This is a genomic window from Cyclobacterium sediminis, from assembly GCF_054781075.1.
In genome coordinates, this window is sequence record NZ_BAAGVC010000010.1 from 346,968 (window position 1) to 362,392 (window position 15,425).

15 protein-coding genes are annotated in these 15,425 nt (G+C 30.3%); 2 read left to right on the forward strand and 13 right to left on the reverse strand.

Annotation, left to right across the window (positions count from 1 at the left end):
- Positions 1–79: 79 nt before the first annotated feature.
- Positions 80–613 (forward strand): hypothetical protein, encoded by a 534-nt coding sequence (locus ACYVHJ_RS12785; RefSeq protein WP_460515354.1) that lies wholly within the window; start codon positions 80–82, stop codon positions 611–613.
- Entirely contained in the window at positions 588–1,571 is a 984-nt protein-coding gene (locus ACYVHJ_RS12790; protein ID WP_460515356.1) for a hypothetical protein, read from the forward strand. The genes ACYVHJ_RS12785 and ACYVHJ_RS12790 overlap by 26 nt, the downstream gene beginning before the upstream one ends.
- 125 nt (positions 1,572–1,696) lie before the next feature.
- On the opposite strand, the gene ACYVHJ_RS12795 is transcribed toward ACYVHJ_RS12790, so the two are convergent.
- From ACYVHJ_RS12795 to ACYVHJ_RS12855, 13 genes are all read right to left on the reverse strand, one after another.
- Positions 1,697–2,770 (reverse strand): glycosyltransferase family 4 protein, encoded by a 1,074-nt coding sequence (locus tag ACYVHJ_RS12795; RefSeq protein WP_460515358.1) that lies wholly within the window; start codon positions 2,768–2,770, stop codon positions 1,697–1,699.
- Between the two features lie 19 nt (positions 2,771–2,789).
- Entirely contained in the window at positions 2,790–3,824 is a 1,035-nt protein-coding gene (locus ACYVHJ_RS12800) for a hypothetical protein (protein WP_460515360.1), read from the reverse strand.
- Between the two features lie 194 nt (positions 3,825–4,018).
- Positions 4,019–5,158: a glycosyltransferase family protein gene (locus ACYVHJ_RS12805; RefSeq protein ID WP_460515362.1), complete on the reverse strand. Its 1,140-nt coding sequence runs from the start codon at positions 5,156–5,158 to the stop codon at positions 4,019–4,021.
- A 12-nt stretch (positions 5,159–5,170) separates the two neighbouring features.
- A complete protein-coding gene (locus ACYVHJ_RS12810; RefSeq protein WP_460515365.1) occupies positions 5,171–6,289 on the reverse strand; it encodes a glycosyltransferase in 1,119 nt (372 codons plus the stop codon).
- The gene (locus ACYVHJ_RS12815; protein WP_460515367.1) at positions 6,286–7,398 is read right to left on the reverse strand and encodes a TDP-N-acetylfucosamine:lipid II N-acetylfucosaminyltransferase family protein; all 1,113 of its coding nucleotides are present in this window, start codon (positions 7,396–7,398) and stop codon (positions 6,286–6,288) included. The genes ACYVHJ_RS12810 and ACYVHJ_RS12815 overlap by 4 nt, the downstream gene beginning before the upstream one ends.
- Positions 7,399–7,459: 61 nt before the next feature.
- Positions 7,460–8,344: a glycosyltransferase family A protein gene (locus tag ACYVHJ_RS12820; RefSeq protein WP_460515369.1), complete on the reverse strand. Its 885-nt coding sequence runs from the start codon at positions 8,342–8,344 to the stop codon at positions 7,460–7,462.
- A 66-nt stretch (positions 8,345–8,410) separates the two neighbouring features.
- A complete protein-coding gene (locus ACYVHJ_RS12825; RefSeq protein WP_460515371.1) occupies positions 8,411–9,283 on the reverse strand; it encodes a glycosyltransferase in 873 nt (290 codons plus the stop codon).
- Positions 9,284–10,375, reverse strand: a complete 1,092-nt coding sequence (locus ACYVHJ_RS12830; RefSeq protein ID WP_460515373.1) for a TDP-N-acetylfucosamine:lipid II N-acetylfucosaminyltransferase family protein — start codon at positions 10,373–10,375, stop codon at positions 9,284–9,286. It lies immediately after the preceding gene.
- A gap of 39 nt (positions 10,376–10,414) precedes the next feature.
- On the reverse strand, positions 10,415–11,302 hold the full coding sequence (locus ACYVHJ_RS12835; protein ID WP_460515375.1) for a glycosyltransferase family 2 protein: 888 nt from the start codon (positions 11,300–11,302) through the stop codon (positions 10,415–10,417).
- Positions 11,299–11,919 (reverse strand): LbetaH domain-containing protein, encoded by a 621-nt coding sequence (locus tag ACYVHJ_RS12840; protein ID WP_460515378.1) that lies wholly within the window; start codon positions 11,917–11,919, stop codon positions 11,299–11,301. Before ACYVHJ_RS12840 ends, ACYVHJ_RS12835 begins: the two co-directional genes overlap by 4 nt.
- A 7-nt stretch (positions 11,920–11,926) precedes the next feature.
- Complete coding sequence (locus ACYVHJ_RS12845) at positions 11,927–12,601, reverse strand: sulfotransferase family protein (protein ID WP_460515380.1); 675 nt, start codon at positions 12,599–12,601, stop codon at positions 11,927–11,929.
- 72 nt (positions 12,602–12,673) lie between these two features.
- Entirely contained in the window at positions 12,674–14,470 is a 1,797-nt protein-coding gene (locus ACYVHJ_RS12850) for an ABC transporter ATP-binding protein (protein WP_460515382.1), read from the reverse strand.
- Positions 14,471–14,748: 278 nt separating this feature from the next.
- Positions 14,749–15,393 carry a class I SAM-dependent methyltransferase gene (locus ACYVHJ_RS12855; RefSeq protein ID WP_460515385.1) on the reverse strand — a complete coding sequence of 215 codons (645 nt, stop codon included), beginning with the start codon at positions 15,391–15,393 and terminating at the stop codon, positions 14,749–14,751.
- Between the last annotated feature and the right edge of the window lie 32 nt (positions 15,394–15,425).

Sequence of the window (15,425 nt, forward strand, 5' to 3'; positions counted from 1 at the left end):
CTAAAGTTTAATTTTCTTTGAAATAGATAGTTTCAAGTGTCTAAAATCATTATAATACAGTCTATTTAAACTTAAAGAAATGAATTCTATTCAACCAAAATCAAAATTTCAAAATACAAAACAAGCAATAATAATTTTTCTGATCCTATTTATTCCATTTACAATCAAATCTTTAGAACCAGGGTTAGAAATATATCCGGCTATTATTTTTCCAACTGGGGCTTCAACTTTAAATGTTCAAAACGAATTTAGAACTTTTGAAAAGTACGAGCTATTTGCATTGAAAGATTCTTTAGTTGCACTAAATTCTCAAATCTTACTTAAAAACATTCCATCCCAATATTTTCATTCGATTATTAAAGGTAATTTTGGTTTGGAGCCATATCAAAATTTCTTCCAATTTCCTTTCTCATCTTGGAAAATAATTGAGGGAAACGATTTAAATCAGGAAAAAAAGAAAGCTACGAAATCTTGGTTACGTACAAATTTAAATGAAGCAGGGTACTCTGATTCAATATTTGTATTAAGAAAAATTCAAATAAAATACAACCTATATCAAAAGCAAATAGCATCTGATACCATTATTTATGAAAAAACTTATTATCTTAATTGAAGCATTTTTCAGAGGATTTTTCCTTAGAATAACTAAAATTACCGCTATTAATGAAAAGCATTTAAGTTTTTATAGAGTGTTTTTTGGTATTGTTACCCTCGTTTATTTTAGACCAAAATTCTCATGGATATCTTCCGTTCCTGACAGCTTGTTTTTACCGAAGCCTTTTAATATTGCTAATTTATTTGGAGGTTTTCCTCCACCTATTTATTTTGAAATCACAGATTACCTCATTATTATCTTTTTAGTAGCTACAATAATAGGTTTTTGCTCTAGAGTTGCACTGCTAGGTTTATTTTTATTGACAATTATAAATAATGGATTTGGTTATAGTCTTGGAAAAATTGATCATTACATATTTGAATCAATAATATTTCTAGTTTTTGCTTTTACCAATTCATCTGCATATTATTCAATTAGACCTGATAAGAAAATAAAAGTTCATTCTAAAACGCTAATGTTATTTGGTATTTCTGTAATATTCGGATATTTCACAGCAGGTTTGCAAAAAGCTTACCATTGGATTGATTTTGACCTAACTACTAGTGGATTTTTAAGATGGGTATATGATCTATATTTCCCTGCCACGCAAAAACCTTTACTAGCGGAGTTCTTTTTAAGTGCCAATCCTTTTTTAACAGAAATAATTGATTATTCAGGAGTATTATTTGAGTTATCAGGAATCCTATTCTTGCTTTATTCAAAACTATCATGGAGAATTTATCTCATTTTTGCGTCATTTTTTCATCTAGCTAATGCTCTAATCCTCAATATTCCTTTCACCATTCATTTCCTGATTTTTGGAATTTGGTTATTAAGTTCATTTTTATTTAAATACAAAAAGGCAACATTCCTATTTGGATTAGCATACTTTTTTAAAGGAATATATATTGATGTGTATCTATGGATTTTATCTATTTCAATGACTCTAGTAGGAATATTTGATAGAAATAGGTAATAGATTATTGCAACAGAGTGCTAAAAAATTAATTTAACTCGATCGTTTTGTTTAAAATATCATTATATATACAATTTTTAGTGAGATGGTGTTCATATACACTAACACCATCACTTTTAAAAAAATTACTTGCTCAATTCTTGTTCAACCAATTCCTTATACCTCATAAAATTTCCCCGCAAGGTATATTCCCTCAACACTTTTTCTCTACCTTTTTTTCCAAACTCCATTCTCAATTGAGGGGCAAGTATTAGTTTTTCCAAGGCGTTTATCCACTCTTCTGAAGTACAGGCTAAAAACCCATTCTCCCCATGATTGACCACCTCTTTGTTCATTCCTATAGGAGAAGCCACCACAGGTAAGCCACAGCCCATATATTGAATTAATTTATAGGCACACTTCCCATTTTCCCAAGGGCTATCCGGCAAAGGCATGATGCCAATGTCCATTTTATGGATGGCATCCACCTCCCCTTCTTCTGTCCAAATAATTGACTCCAATTCCCCTTCAAACTTGATATTGCTCAAACCATTAACCAATATAAATTTTATGGAGTAATGTTGATGAAGCCAATTAAGAACCGGCACCATGGGTTTCAGGTATTTTATGGTGCTTGGGGAGCCAATCCAGCCAATGGATATGGTTTTACTTATTGGATCACAAACTTTTTCTTTATACCTATTTGCATTTATCACCGTAGGAAATATCGAAACATTAGATGCGCCGGCCCTAGTAGCTCTATTCTTTAAGTACTCATTTCCTACCACCACTCTACATGCCAACTTCATCACCTGGTCAATTTTTTTAGGCATAAGTAGACCAACCATTCGGTTATTACTTAGGTCATAATTATGAAAAACAGCATCGTCATAATCCACCCAATACCCTTTAATTTTGGAAAGAAGCCATTCAGCAATTGCCGGCAAATAAGGAAATATCTCTTTTTCAATAATGATCAAATCGTACTTATGAACTGTGAACAACAAGAAAAATCTACGAAAATAACATTTCAAAACATGCCAAATCCCAGGTGAATGATGGCTATAAATATTATCAAGGTATTGCTCAGTAAAAAAAGAATGTACCGCAACCGAATAGCCCATTTTTCTCCATAAAGGCAAAAACTGGTAAGTCCTTAATCTGCTACTCGCTCCTTTTCTGGGGTATTTGGGCAGAAATAATAATTTTCTTTTTTTCAACTAGAATTAAAAATAAAGTTCAAATAGCATTTCTCTTTTTAGCATCAATAATGGCCTGCCTGCGTTGAAAGAATTTTTTACGGTCCAAGCTCCTCAGGTAAAGGGTATATTTTCTATGCGTGATCAAGTAAAAACAAAAAAGCAAAAAATAAATCATCAGCATATTTTTCATGCGCATGGCAATACCAAGATTACTTAATGCATTCATAAAGGCAAAAGTTACAGGAATAAAAGTTACCATACCTGTTTTCAAAAAAAGTGGCATGTCTCGAAGGGCTTCCGGGGACCAGTTTTTGTAAATAAAAAAGCTTAGCCACAAGTAAAGCAGGTTTTCAAAGGAACTAATAAAACTTACAATATTATGGGAATCAAAAAAAAGTGGTCTAAATAAATAGGTGAATAACTTCATGGGCCAGGAATAAGAAGAAATATTTACTCCTGAGCCTACATTTCTAGTATTTAAATTACCAGACTTGCTTGCAGAAAAAGCTTCTAAAGTTTCTAAATCAAAACTTTCTAATTTCAACACATCCAAAGTATAAGTGCTCATATAAATGGAACCAATTAATGCCAATGCAGCCAAACCGAACTTATAAGTGTTTTTTATATCTGTCCCCAAAAGTATGGCAACCGTTGCGCCTCCAATTATCGCTTGCCCCATATGAGGTCTACACATATAAATAAAAAAAAAGGCTATAGTAGCCTGCCACCATTTTTCTTTGTATTGTTGAATAGAAAATAAAAACCAAGCAATGGCCCAAAATGAAAGGGAATCTTTCCCAACCCCAGCTGTCCAAAAGTGTAAATTGGTTATATAGAAAACTGTTGGAAATAAAGGGACTCCTAAAATTTTATGATTGGTCGGAAAATATTTATAAACCAGCAAAAAAATATATCGAAGGCCAATAAAGCCCAAAAAACCAAATAAAAGATTTCCTGTATGATAGGATAAGCCCAAAACTTTACTTGGAATAAAAGTTAACCAAAGTATAAATGTGGTTCCTTCTCCAAAATATTTCATCCAAGTAGGGTCAGATATTTTAACTTGCTCCATAGTAAACAACCAATACCCACGTGAATCTCCACCAAAATTAATTATATACCAGCCATAAAAAAGACTAAAAAAGGCATGATATATTAGAAGATAGTGTAAATGATATAAATACTTTTTAGGTAGTTTATAATTCAAACTAAAAGTGATATTAGACTTATATATCAGAGTGAGCAAAAACAATATGATAAAAACGTCTAACAATTTTTGAAGTTAGTTAGTTGATTATCCTTGGCCATGAGAGAAAGGTAAAGCTTTTCCAACGCGTTGGTATAAGCTTCAATACCATACAGATTAGAGGCTCTCAAAAATCCTTCTTTGCCCATTTTAAGACTGATCTCAGGGTTATTAATTAGATGATTTATACACTTCGCTAAGCTTTGAGGATCTGAATGGGGTACCAAGAGTCCAGTTACCTCATTCTGTACGACATCTTTTAAACCGCCAACAGCTGTAGCTACAACTGGAAGATGATGAAACATAGCTTCAACTGCTACTAGTCCAAAACCTTCTTGAAGGCTAGGAACACAAAAGCAATCCATCAATTGATAGTAATTAGAGGTATTTTCCTTAAATCCCAAAGGGAAAAATTGATTTTCAACACCTAGCTCTTTGGCAAGAACCTTTAATTTATCCAAATCTGGCCCATCACCAATAAGCAAAAATTTAATCTTAGGGTCATTTAGGATTTTTAATGCCTTTAAAATATCAGAATATCTTTTAACATTGTCATGAACCCGGCCAACTGATCCCAAAACGTAATCGAAAGATTTTAGAAAGATATCCTTTCTCTGTAAGTCATTATTGCTAGAAAGAAGATGTAAATTATCCACTCCATTATTAAGAAGAAGTACCTTTTTTGAAGGGATTTTTGCTTTTTCTGTGAGGTATTGAGCAACAGAAGGTGAAATACCTATCACCACATCCGCTACTTTTGCTAATAGCCTTTGAAGCCATATAGCCTTAATTGACCTTTTTTGAGGATCTGAAGTTTCTTCTAAAATAATAATAGGGACTCTTCCAATAACCCCACAAATACTAGCCATACACATCCCTTCGAACACAGCTCCATGTATTATATGTGGTGAAAATTTCTTAATAACTGCTAATACTTGTCTATATTTTGAAAATTCAAATGGTGACTTAAAAGACCCAACTTGAATTATTTGTATTCCTTCTTTCTCCAAAGCTTCTTTGATTGGCCCCTTAGCATTGGTACAAACAATCCGCATGTCAAAACGTTCTTTGTCATAATTTCTGCCAAAACCAAGCCTCAAGACCTCCACTCCACCTGAAGAGATGGTTTCTATACAATGTAAAACTTTAATTTTTTTCAATTACTTTACAAATTAACGTTCTCCAAAATTAGTGTAATAAAGGGTAAGCAAATTCTTACCATAATTCTCAACTGAAAATTCTGAACCTTTTTCAATTGCATTTAATTTAATAATACCTAGTTCACTTTCAGTAAGGTTATTTACCTTGCACATTAATTCCAACAATTGAGACCTATCCTGTGGGTCAAATAAATAACCATTATCCTCATGAGAAATAATTTCAGAAGGCCCACCAACATTGGTAGATAGAACAGGTAAACCACACAACATGGCTTCAACTAATGAAATAGAAAAACCTTCTGAAATAGAAGGCAAAATAAAAAAGTTAGATTTTTTTAATAGAGGAATAACATTTGGAACAAATCCAAAAAACAAAACTTTTTCCGAAATTTGATATTCACATGTTAATAGTATCAATTTCTCCTTTTCAGGACCTTCTCCAATAATCCAGAGAATAGAATTTTCATTACCACGTATTTGGAGATATTCATGGAAAACACCAATTAAAAATTTAAGATTTTTAATTGGTACTAACCTACAGGTAGTTACAAATATTTTAGATTTATTTGATTTGAAAACTAAATCTTGGATTGACACTCCGCATTCACAATCTTCTTCACTTTTTAGAACTGCTACTGGATTATAAATTACTGAAATCTTATCTTTATTAATTTCTTTTAAATCAATGAGACATTTTTCTACAGCTTTCGAAATGGCTATTACATGATGAGATAAAAAGTATACAAATTTAAAGAGAGTTCTAAAAATAAATCCATGATTGGGAAACCCAATTTCCTCGCCTATTCTAACTGGTACCCGAGCTAAAAACCCAGCAATTAATCCATGAAAATTGGCCTCTGCACCGGAAGTATGAATCACATCTGGTTTATGAAATCGTAAAAATTTATAGGTGTTAAATATTAACAAAGGATTTGGAATTCTAACCTTTTTGTTAAATACCACCACAAAGAATCCAAAATCCATTATTTCACTGCAAACTTTTCCACCACTCCCTAAAACAAGAATTATTAATTCATTTTCAGAATGATCTTTAAAAAATTTTGAAGTAAGTTTTAATCTTTTTTCAACCCCTCCAAAATCTAATTGGCTAACAATTCTACATATTTTCAAAGTATAATGATTTTTGCCACCCTATCTAACGATTTTTCTTTTGAATAATAATTATTAATGATTCTTCGGTTATTCTCTACCTCAACCGATCCTAAAGGTATAGCTATAAGTTGAGGATTAGTAATTAACTCTTCTATCGAGTAAAAACACACACCTAATTTATTTAAAAATTCATATACAGGATTTTCTTTAAAAAGAAACAATTTAGTCCCAGAATACAACAAGGAATAAATATTTCCCATCCCCTGTTGACGTAATTGAGGCATAATAGCAAAAGCACACTTAGCTAGAACTTGATTGTACCTTTTCAATGGTAAAAAATCATTTAACAATTCTATATTTAAATTAGAAAAATCTTTACAAATATTTTCATTTAAAAATTCTTTATATTTAAGGTTTCCATAACTTAAAGGTATAATAATAGAATTAGATATTTTTAACTTATCAAGTATATCCAAAACATCAATATGATTACAAGTAAAGGTAGCACTATTTCCTAATAGAATACTAGTTCCACAAATTTCTTTTTGTGTGGAACCAAGAAAACTAATATCACCAAAGGTGAATTCTAGATATTTAAAATTTAAAAAAGGAAACTTATTTCTAATTATCGAAAACTCATTGGGAAGAATAGGTGCAAAATGGGTCAAAGTTTTAAGAGCTGGCAAAACTTTTATATAGAGAAAAAGTTGTTGGTATAAAGCCAGAACCATACGCTTAAAAAAATGGTGTCTATTTATAAAATTAAAGTATTTTTGAGTCTTTTTAAGATAAAAGGAATGAAAGGATCTGGGATTAAGTAAATAATAATAATAATCAGCTCCATAACCAATCCAAATTTTTTTACATTTAATGTGCTTTATTTTAAGTAGGAAAGAGATAGTATGTAAATGTAAAAAATAAAATATCAACAAATCATTATTATTAGGCTTAAAATCATTTATATAATATTCTTTTGAAATTATTTTAACGGATTTGTCACAAAAGTAATTTGAATATTTTTTACTAGAAACAAGTATAAACTTTTGTTTATCAGAAACTTCAAACTTATTAAAGGATTCTATAACCCAATCGGTGAATTTTTCATCATTTAATATATGATAAATCATTTATTAAATTTTTATTTTATAATAATTTAAAAAGACAATATTAAAACCCAACCTAGGTTTTTCACCTTTTAGTTGGATTTCCTTTAATGATACTCATATATTCTAAAATAACTCCTATGTTTATAAAATGACATACTTTAATAATTTTGATTGAATCATTAATATTTACAGTAAAAAGTTTTTTAATGGCAAATCGATATCTTTTAAAAATAAATTTTACAAGATACCCAAAAAAAGGAATGTTTCTACCTTGATAATTTCTGGTATAAGTACCACCTAATAGTCTTTTAAATTTGCAGGTTAACTCTTTGATTAAATATCTTGATGGATGATACACAATAACATCTTCTTGAAAACTGATTGAGTATTTAGAAGAAATTTGTCCAGATAGTTTAGAATCACCATTGGATTTAAGAGTAGGGTCGAACCCACCAAATTCATCAATGACTGATGCATACGAAAACCAATTTGCTGTAATTGCCTTTCCGTCTAAGGCATAAACCTTAGTAGTAAAACCAGTATATTTTTCGTAAGTCTCTGCTGCAGACAAATTCGATCGGTCTCTAAAAAATAAAGGAACTGGGCCAGTTAGAACACCAATATTATTTTCATTATCCTTATTAAAGTGAGTAAAGGCATTCTTTAACCAGTATTTATCTGGTAAACAATCAGAGTCGGTAAATGCTAATAAATCACCTTTGGCCTCTTTAATACCTTTATTTCTAGCTGAATAAGAACCAGGTATCGATTCCTCTATAATCTTTAGTCTATAAGAAACTGAAAACCAATCAGGAAGCTCCAAAGGAAATTTAAAATCATTATTAACAACAATTACCTCCCACATGGCATTCGAAAGAACTTGATAATCAAGTTCTTTAAGTAAATTTAAAAGTCGGATTTTATCATTAAAATGAGGAATGATAATAGAAATAAACTTAATTGACATTAATTAAGAAATTAAGGAAATAATTCAAAATGAACACTAATAATAAAATGAATACCTAGATATATCCTATTTTCCACTTTTAGAATATTTAAATAGATTAAAAATATATGATTTTACAATTAATTCGAATTTATAAACTTTAAAAAACAAAATATTCATATAATGGGGATAAGAAAAATTATTCTCTTCACAAAATACACCAACTGCTCCAGATAAATAATACTTCGAAGGTAAAGTATAACTATTTGTACTTTTAAGGTAAAATAAAATTTCTTCTCTTAAATGAAGCCAATTTTGAATCCTATCATATTTACTTTCAAATTTTGTACTAATGGAATTCTTTTCTTTATGAATTAATGTAAGATATCTTTTATCAAAAGATACATTTGGATTCAAGACAAGAATTCTAAACATTAAATCATATTCTTGACTACTACTTAAGTTTTCGTTCCAACCATTAACCAAGTTAAGAAACTTTTTATTCCAAAGTATAGAACTAGTTCTTCCTAATTTACTTCTGATTAAACCTATCCAAATATCAGTATTGGAATTAATTAAATGTTTTTTTCCATTTCCTAAAATATGAATACAGTTACCTACAATAAATGCAACATCAGGTTTTATCAATTTAAACTGACCAGAAAGTTTTCCTTTTAATAGTTCATCATCCGCATCCAAAAACTGAATCCAATCAGATTTCGCATTTGCCAATCCAAGATTTCTTGAGGCACAGGCACCTTTTTTCTCTCCATTAGGATGGTTAAGTACTCTAATTAGAGGGTAATTTTTAGAAAGCTTGTGTGAAATTTCTAAAGAATTATCAGTAGACCCATCGTCTATAATTAGAATATCTGAAACAATTGGATCATTAAGAACGGATAAAACAGCTCGTTCAAGTGTATTTTGACAATTAAAAACGGGGATTACAATACTTATCAATTATTTATGGATTAAATTATCAATAATTTTTACGGTTCTTTTTTTAAGAACTTCCTCATTGAAAAGCAATTCTAAATTCTTTCTATTTTCAGAGGCATCAAATTTAAAGCCCAGATTTAATTGTGCTTCTTGAATAGAAAACACCTTAATTCCATTGGATAAGAAATAATGATAAAGGGGATTTTTATTATTTAAAATAACAACAGAACCTAAATAAATAGAAAATAGTAGGTTCCCCAAACCTATTTGCCGTTTGGAGTTAAAAAACACGAATGGACAAGACAGCAAGATTTGCAGGTAATCATTATAATTCAAAAATTTGGTTATAGGTTGGAATTTTCCTTTAAATATTTTGTTAAAACTTTTTACAACATAATTCACATATTCCTTTGATCCAGAATAACTTAAAGGACAAATAATATCTTCAAAATCAAATTTAAAAGATTTTATTAACTCAATACTATCTAAATGATTATTCCACAGGGAAGCATTGTTACCTAAAAGTAAATTTTTCCCTGTAAAACACAATTGTTTGTTTTTAATACCATTTAACACGTCATTTTCCAGATCAAAATAACTAAACCATGTGAATTTATATCTAGATTTGGGGAAAATATTTTCCAGAATTTCATTTTCAGTAGGAACAACCGTAGAAACAAAATCAATTCTATAATTAATGAAATCTATAAATCTCCTCTGTCCAAATAATTTAGAAAAACCATTATTTTTATCCATCATTTTTCTAGTTTCAGCCATAAGAAATTTTTCCTTTGATTCATTAATAGAATAAAGATCAAAACCCCAAAATATCCCTAAAATATTAATATTTTCGTGTAATTTTTCAAAATTAATATTAAAAAACGATTTACTAAAACCATGTATAACTAATCCATGAATAAAAACATGAATAAATGGAATTAAATAATTTATTATAGAAGTAGGCAAGCTCACCATAATTGCAGAACCTACTTTAGTATATTTGAATTTCCCTATTAAAATATAAATATTAATGACATAAGGATTCAAGGAAAACTTATTAATAGTTGCCTTCAAAAACTTTTTATCCTCAATTATATGAAGAATGAATTTCATATATAATCATTAAATATAACTTTCAATAATAATATTAAATTAAATATTTTTTAACCAATATTTAAAACGCTTAATTACTAATCCAAACTTAACCCTCCTTCGAAGCTTATTAAAATAACTATTATTAGAATTTACACTGTTTAATTCTATAATTACTTTTATAAACTTCTCATCGTATTTAAATTCATGAAATTGGTTAAGCTTTTCTAAAATTGAAGTCTTCAAAATCTTATTCTTTCTATTATAATCTCTTGAATTAGTAACCCCTTGTTCATGAACTCTATAAACACTCATTACTTCGTTAATTCTCTTAAAGGCACCTTTCTTAGAAAGTATAGACGTCAATGCAAAATCTCCACTTAACATAGTCGAATACCAATCAGGGAAAATCAAAGCAGCTCTTTTAAAAAACAATGAAGAGGTATGGATTAAGGAACTAGGTGAAATTAAATCTTCTGTACCAATAACTTCGGGTACTTTAGGTTGAAATATATTGGATAAGTAAGGTTTACCTTCATATTCAACCTTAACAAAATGGAAACTACCAACAAAGGTATTATCATTTTCTAAGAGTTCAGTTTGTTTTGCCAATTTTTTATTGTCCAACCAATAATCATCTCCTTCACAAATTGCAATATATTTACCAGTACATTGATTTAGCGCAAAAACAAAATTTTCAATTATCCCTAAATTACTTTCCTGAGGGAAGTATTTTACGGTAATACTATTATTTTGACTAATTTTTCTTTCTATAATTTCCCTGGTATCGTCTGAAGAGCAATCATCAGATATAATAACTTCAAGATCGAATGGACCGATTTGCATAAATATTCCATCCAATGCCCGTTCTATATAAGCTGCATGATTGTAGCTTATCAGGCACACACTGACGGGGGGCATTCTTTTTTCAGTTACTTCAGTTTTCACTTTTTTACTGATTTAATTTTAGCAGGAACACCAATGCAGGTTGCTTCATCTGGTACATCAACTGTCACTACGGCTCCAGCAGCAACTTTTACATTATTACCGACTTTTACCCCCGGTAATAATATGGCGCCGGCTCCAATAAAACTTAAATCTCCTACACAGGCTTTTCCCAAAACCTGAACGCCCGGACTTATGGTAGAAAATCTTCCTACGGCAGCGCCATGATGAATAAAACTTCCGGTATTGATCAGAGTACCTAGGCCTAACTCCACATTTGCTCCAATAAAAGAATGGTGAAAAATATCAGAAGTATCAGAAGGTGAATAGGTGCTAATTATGGCCGAATCAGTGCGAATACCTACAAGTTCCCCCCCTAAAGAAACAAATAATTTATACATGAACTCCCTTACCTCACACTCCCCTACACCAAGCATAAACCTGGGATCCATTTTAAAAGCATCAGTCAATTCATCCTTAGACTTTAAAACGGGATATGAAGATTGAAAAACATTTTCTGATGATACATTGTCAAAAAATTTGACTCCTACATTCATCTTTTTAGAAATCAACACATCCAATACTTCCATTGCATGACTACCTGCACCTGCTATTACCATATTATTGCTATTTAGATTTATTTTCCCAAGGAAAACTTTCAATTTTGTGTTCAAACTGAAAAAATCGATTAAAATCACTTACGCCTGTTTCTTTTTGTAAATTGAGAACGAGCAATTTATTGTGCCTGTCTTTAAAATGGCGTTTTACTGACGCATTGTGATTTATATAAAGGTTGATGAGTTTTTCCTTATCATATAATATTCCATCCTCTTCGAAGTCATACACCTTGCATAGAAACTGCCAAATCCATCCATTGTATATATACTTACTTTCTTTTAATGATTTTATTGTAGGGAATTTCCCTTCATTAAATTGCTGAGAATGAAACCTGAGCAGTGAGTGGTACCATTCTTCAGGGGAATTCCTTTCGGTTAAGATAAACCTTGCATCAGGATAAAGCTGGTCAAGTACTTTAAACACACCGGGAGCACTAAATGGATAATCTTGGAAAAATTGAGCATTTTTTGTATAGTTTACCAGTCCCTTATACTCCCCATTTGGTAATTCATTTAATAGTAATTCGCCTATTCTTTGTTCACCTATAACAAAACCCAAGTCTGTAAAAAGTGATTTTAAAGAGGTTGTACCGGTTTTGTTAAAGCCAATACAGAATATTTTTGGTTTACCATAGACCTTGATTCTGTTGATAGCGGATGCTATTTTAATTTTATAATTTGCCATTCAGTTCTCCTTCCCTTCAATTGAAATATAATATTCTTATTGCAGACACCTTCTTTCTGGAAAAATAAACTTTCAAAATGCCTGCAAACCTACCATTTTACTAAAATCGATGGATTTTGACTCAAGTTCATTAAACGTTCCAGCTGAAGCTATTTGCCCTTGTTTCAATAGGAAAATCTGGTCCGCATTTTTGATGGTACTCAACCGGTGAGCGATAATTATAATAGTAACTTTCCCCCTTAACCTTTCAATATTTCCCTTTATATCCATTTCTGTTTCAGAATCAAGCGACGAGGTAGCTTCGTCCATAAACAGTATATTAATACCTTTATATAACTCCCTAGCAATCGAAATTCGTTGCTTTTGCCCTCCACTTATCATAATCCCATTGTTACCTAATCTACTATTTTCCTTTTTATCCAGAGTCTCTACAAACTCTAAAACAGCTGCCTTTTTTAATGCCTCCCTGCATTTTTTTCTGTTTTCTTCTGTGTCTTTGTCCCAAAAACTAACATTATTAAAAATAGTATCGTCAAAAACAACTGGCTCTTGAGTAATGTATCCAATTTTCCTTTGGTATGCATTTCTGTCAATCTCTCTAAAATTAACCTCATCAATTGTAATAGACCCACTATCGGGTAAGAAAAGACCTGCCAAAATATTCATTAAAGTAGATTTGCCGGAACCACTTTCTCCAACAATAGCTACTACTTGATTTTTCATTACTGAAAAAGAAATTTCTTTAAGTATTACTTTTTCACCATAACTAAAACTAACCTTTTTAAGCCTTATTTCCTTTTGAAAATTATCGATAACAATTTTACCCATTGAATCACGTCCTGTTTTCAAATCATTGGAAAATTCTTGTATATTTTTTAGAGATCCATAGGTAGCCATAACTGAATTCCAGTAACCCTGCAAAGCCATAAGGTAGGTTAATGAGCGATAAAAAAACAACAAGCTTAATATAATTCCAGAAATATTACCTCCAGAAAAATTGACTTCAAATAGTATAACCGAAACCATAACTAAAATAATAATTGGCTCTCTTATCGCTGTAATAGTTGAAGACAATAGCCCTAACTTTTTATGGTGAAATTCGATAGCGTCAATTTGATTTCTAAGTTTATTGCTATAGGATTTTAAAAGACCACTTGCTTTTAAATATTTAAAGTTGGCCACCTTTTGTATTAAAAGACTTTGAAAAAAATGATTGCCTTTTGACACATCAATTGAATGACTTTTTGTTCTTTTATAGATTGATGAATAAAGAAAGTTTGAAAGTAAGCCTCCAATCATCACAAATAGTGAAAATCGAACATTTACAGTAAAAGCCATTGATATATAAATAAAGATCATGGAGAAAGCCTGTAAAACGTGCATATAGCTATTGAATGCCGTTACAGTTCTGTCAATCTCACCGGTTACAGTATTTTGTATTCTTCCGGAATCCTGTTGATTAAAATATTTAAAGGAATAATTCTCAAATAAATCTATGAAAGACATTCTTATTTTCTTTATAAAAAATCGTCTCAATAAAACATTATAGTACTGTTCAAGAAATTTTAAAACACCTTTTATGATAAAAAAGAAAGTCATCATTAGCAAAACAACTGAGACGGTAATAGGAATTCCAAAACTTTTCAGACTATCTAGTAAAAAATCAAATTTCCCCATCCCTTCACCGTCAGGGTTACCCCCATCAGTCATTTCTAACAAAGGTAAAAACATTGTTAGTCCTAATCCATCCATCAAAGCCACCAACATACTTAGGCTAAATGCTATGAACAACCTACCTTTAACGATATTATAAAAATAGGAGAAATAATAAAAATACCTTTTTATATAAGATTTAATAATTGTTATCAAATTAACTATTCTTATTTATAAAACTATAAAATATATTATTTGAATTTAACAAAGCAATATATTACTAACTCAATATAGATACAAATTAAATAAATAGAGAAACAATTCAATGGTATAAAACTTAAAAAATAACAAAAATAAAACCAATAAATATTATCATCTCCGTTTTAAAAGTTAAGTTTACTATTATAAATAAAATTGTATTACATATATACCGAACTTATATTACAACGATAAGTTACTGAAGATAAAAATAATGATAAAATACTTCTTAAATTTCATGAATGAATTTTCTTTATTGCAAAACTAGGGTTATTACTCATTTCTATCGTCAAGTAAATCAACTCCCAACCTTCTTCGATGCAAAATTCATGTACTGCTTCCATTACCCCATAACGAAGAATTTTACTCCAATTTCCTTGAGAATAATCATGTCCTGCAATAAATCCTTCCGGTTTTATTTTATCTTTATAAGCCTGTAATTCATTTTTTGTATTTTGGTATGAATGATCTGTATCAATATATATCCAATCAAAATACTTATCATGAAAACTTGATTCCAAAACAGTCGAATATCCTTGATGAATTTTAATTTTCCCTTCCATAATTTGACTTTCAAAGGTCAATTCAACTTGGCTTTTCAATCCACCATGATACCTCTCTGAATCCCATGTATCCACGAGGTGAAGTATTTGTGGTTTGGAAATACTTAGAATTTCTTGGCTAAATTTCCCTTCATTCACCCCAAGCTCTGCAACAATTCCATTTTTTGGAAGCCGTTCCAACAATACCTCCCTATTGGTAAGCACTTTGAGGTTTGCAATATGTTTTTCTTGAAGATCATACTTTGGCAATAAAGCATCTATTTTTGTTTGAACACTAGATACTTTGTGATGAATAAATTTGTATACTTGGTTTTTCAATTTATTTACATTTATAGAATAGGAGAGATTAA

Excerpts from the sequence above, each read along its gene's own strand:
- ACYVHJ_RS12785 (WP_460515354.1), top strand. The coding sequence starts at position 80 with ATGAATTCTATTCAACCAAAATCAAAATTTCAAAATACAAAACAAGCA.
- ACYVHJ_RS12790 (WP_460515356.1), top strand. The coding sequence starts at position 588 with ATGAAAAAACTTATTATCTTAATTGAAGCATTTTTCAGAGGATTTTTC.
- ACYVHJ_RS12800 (WP_460515360.1), bottom strand. The coding sequence starts at position 3,824 with ATGGAGCAAGTTAAAATATCTGACCCTACTTGGATGAAATATTTTGGA.
- ACYVHJ_RS12815 (WP_460515367.1), bottom strand. The coding sequence starts at position 7,398 with ATGATTTATCATATATTAAATGATGAAAAATTCACCGATTGGGTTATA.
- ACYVHJ_RS12820 (WP_460515369.1), bottom strand. The coding sequence starts at position 8,344 with ATGTCAATTAAGTTTATTTCTATTATCATTCCTCATTTTAATGATAAA.
- ACYVHJ_RS12830 (WP_460515373.1), bottom strand. The coding sequence starts at position 10,375 with ATGAAATTCATTCTTCATATAATTGAGGATAAAAAGTTTTTGAAGGCA.
- ACYVHJ_RS12840 (WP_460515378.1), bottom strand. The coding sequence starts at position 11,919 with ATGGTAATAGCAGGTGCAGGTAGTCATGCAATGGAAGTATTGGATGTG.
- ACYVHJ_RS12845 (WP_460515380.1), bottom strand. The coding sequence starts at position 12,601 with ATGGCAAATTATAAAATTAAAATAGCATCCGCTATCAACAGAATCAAG.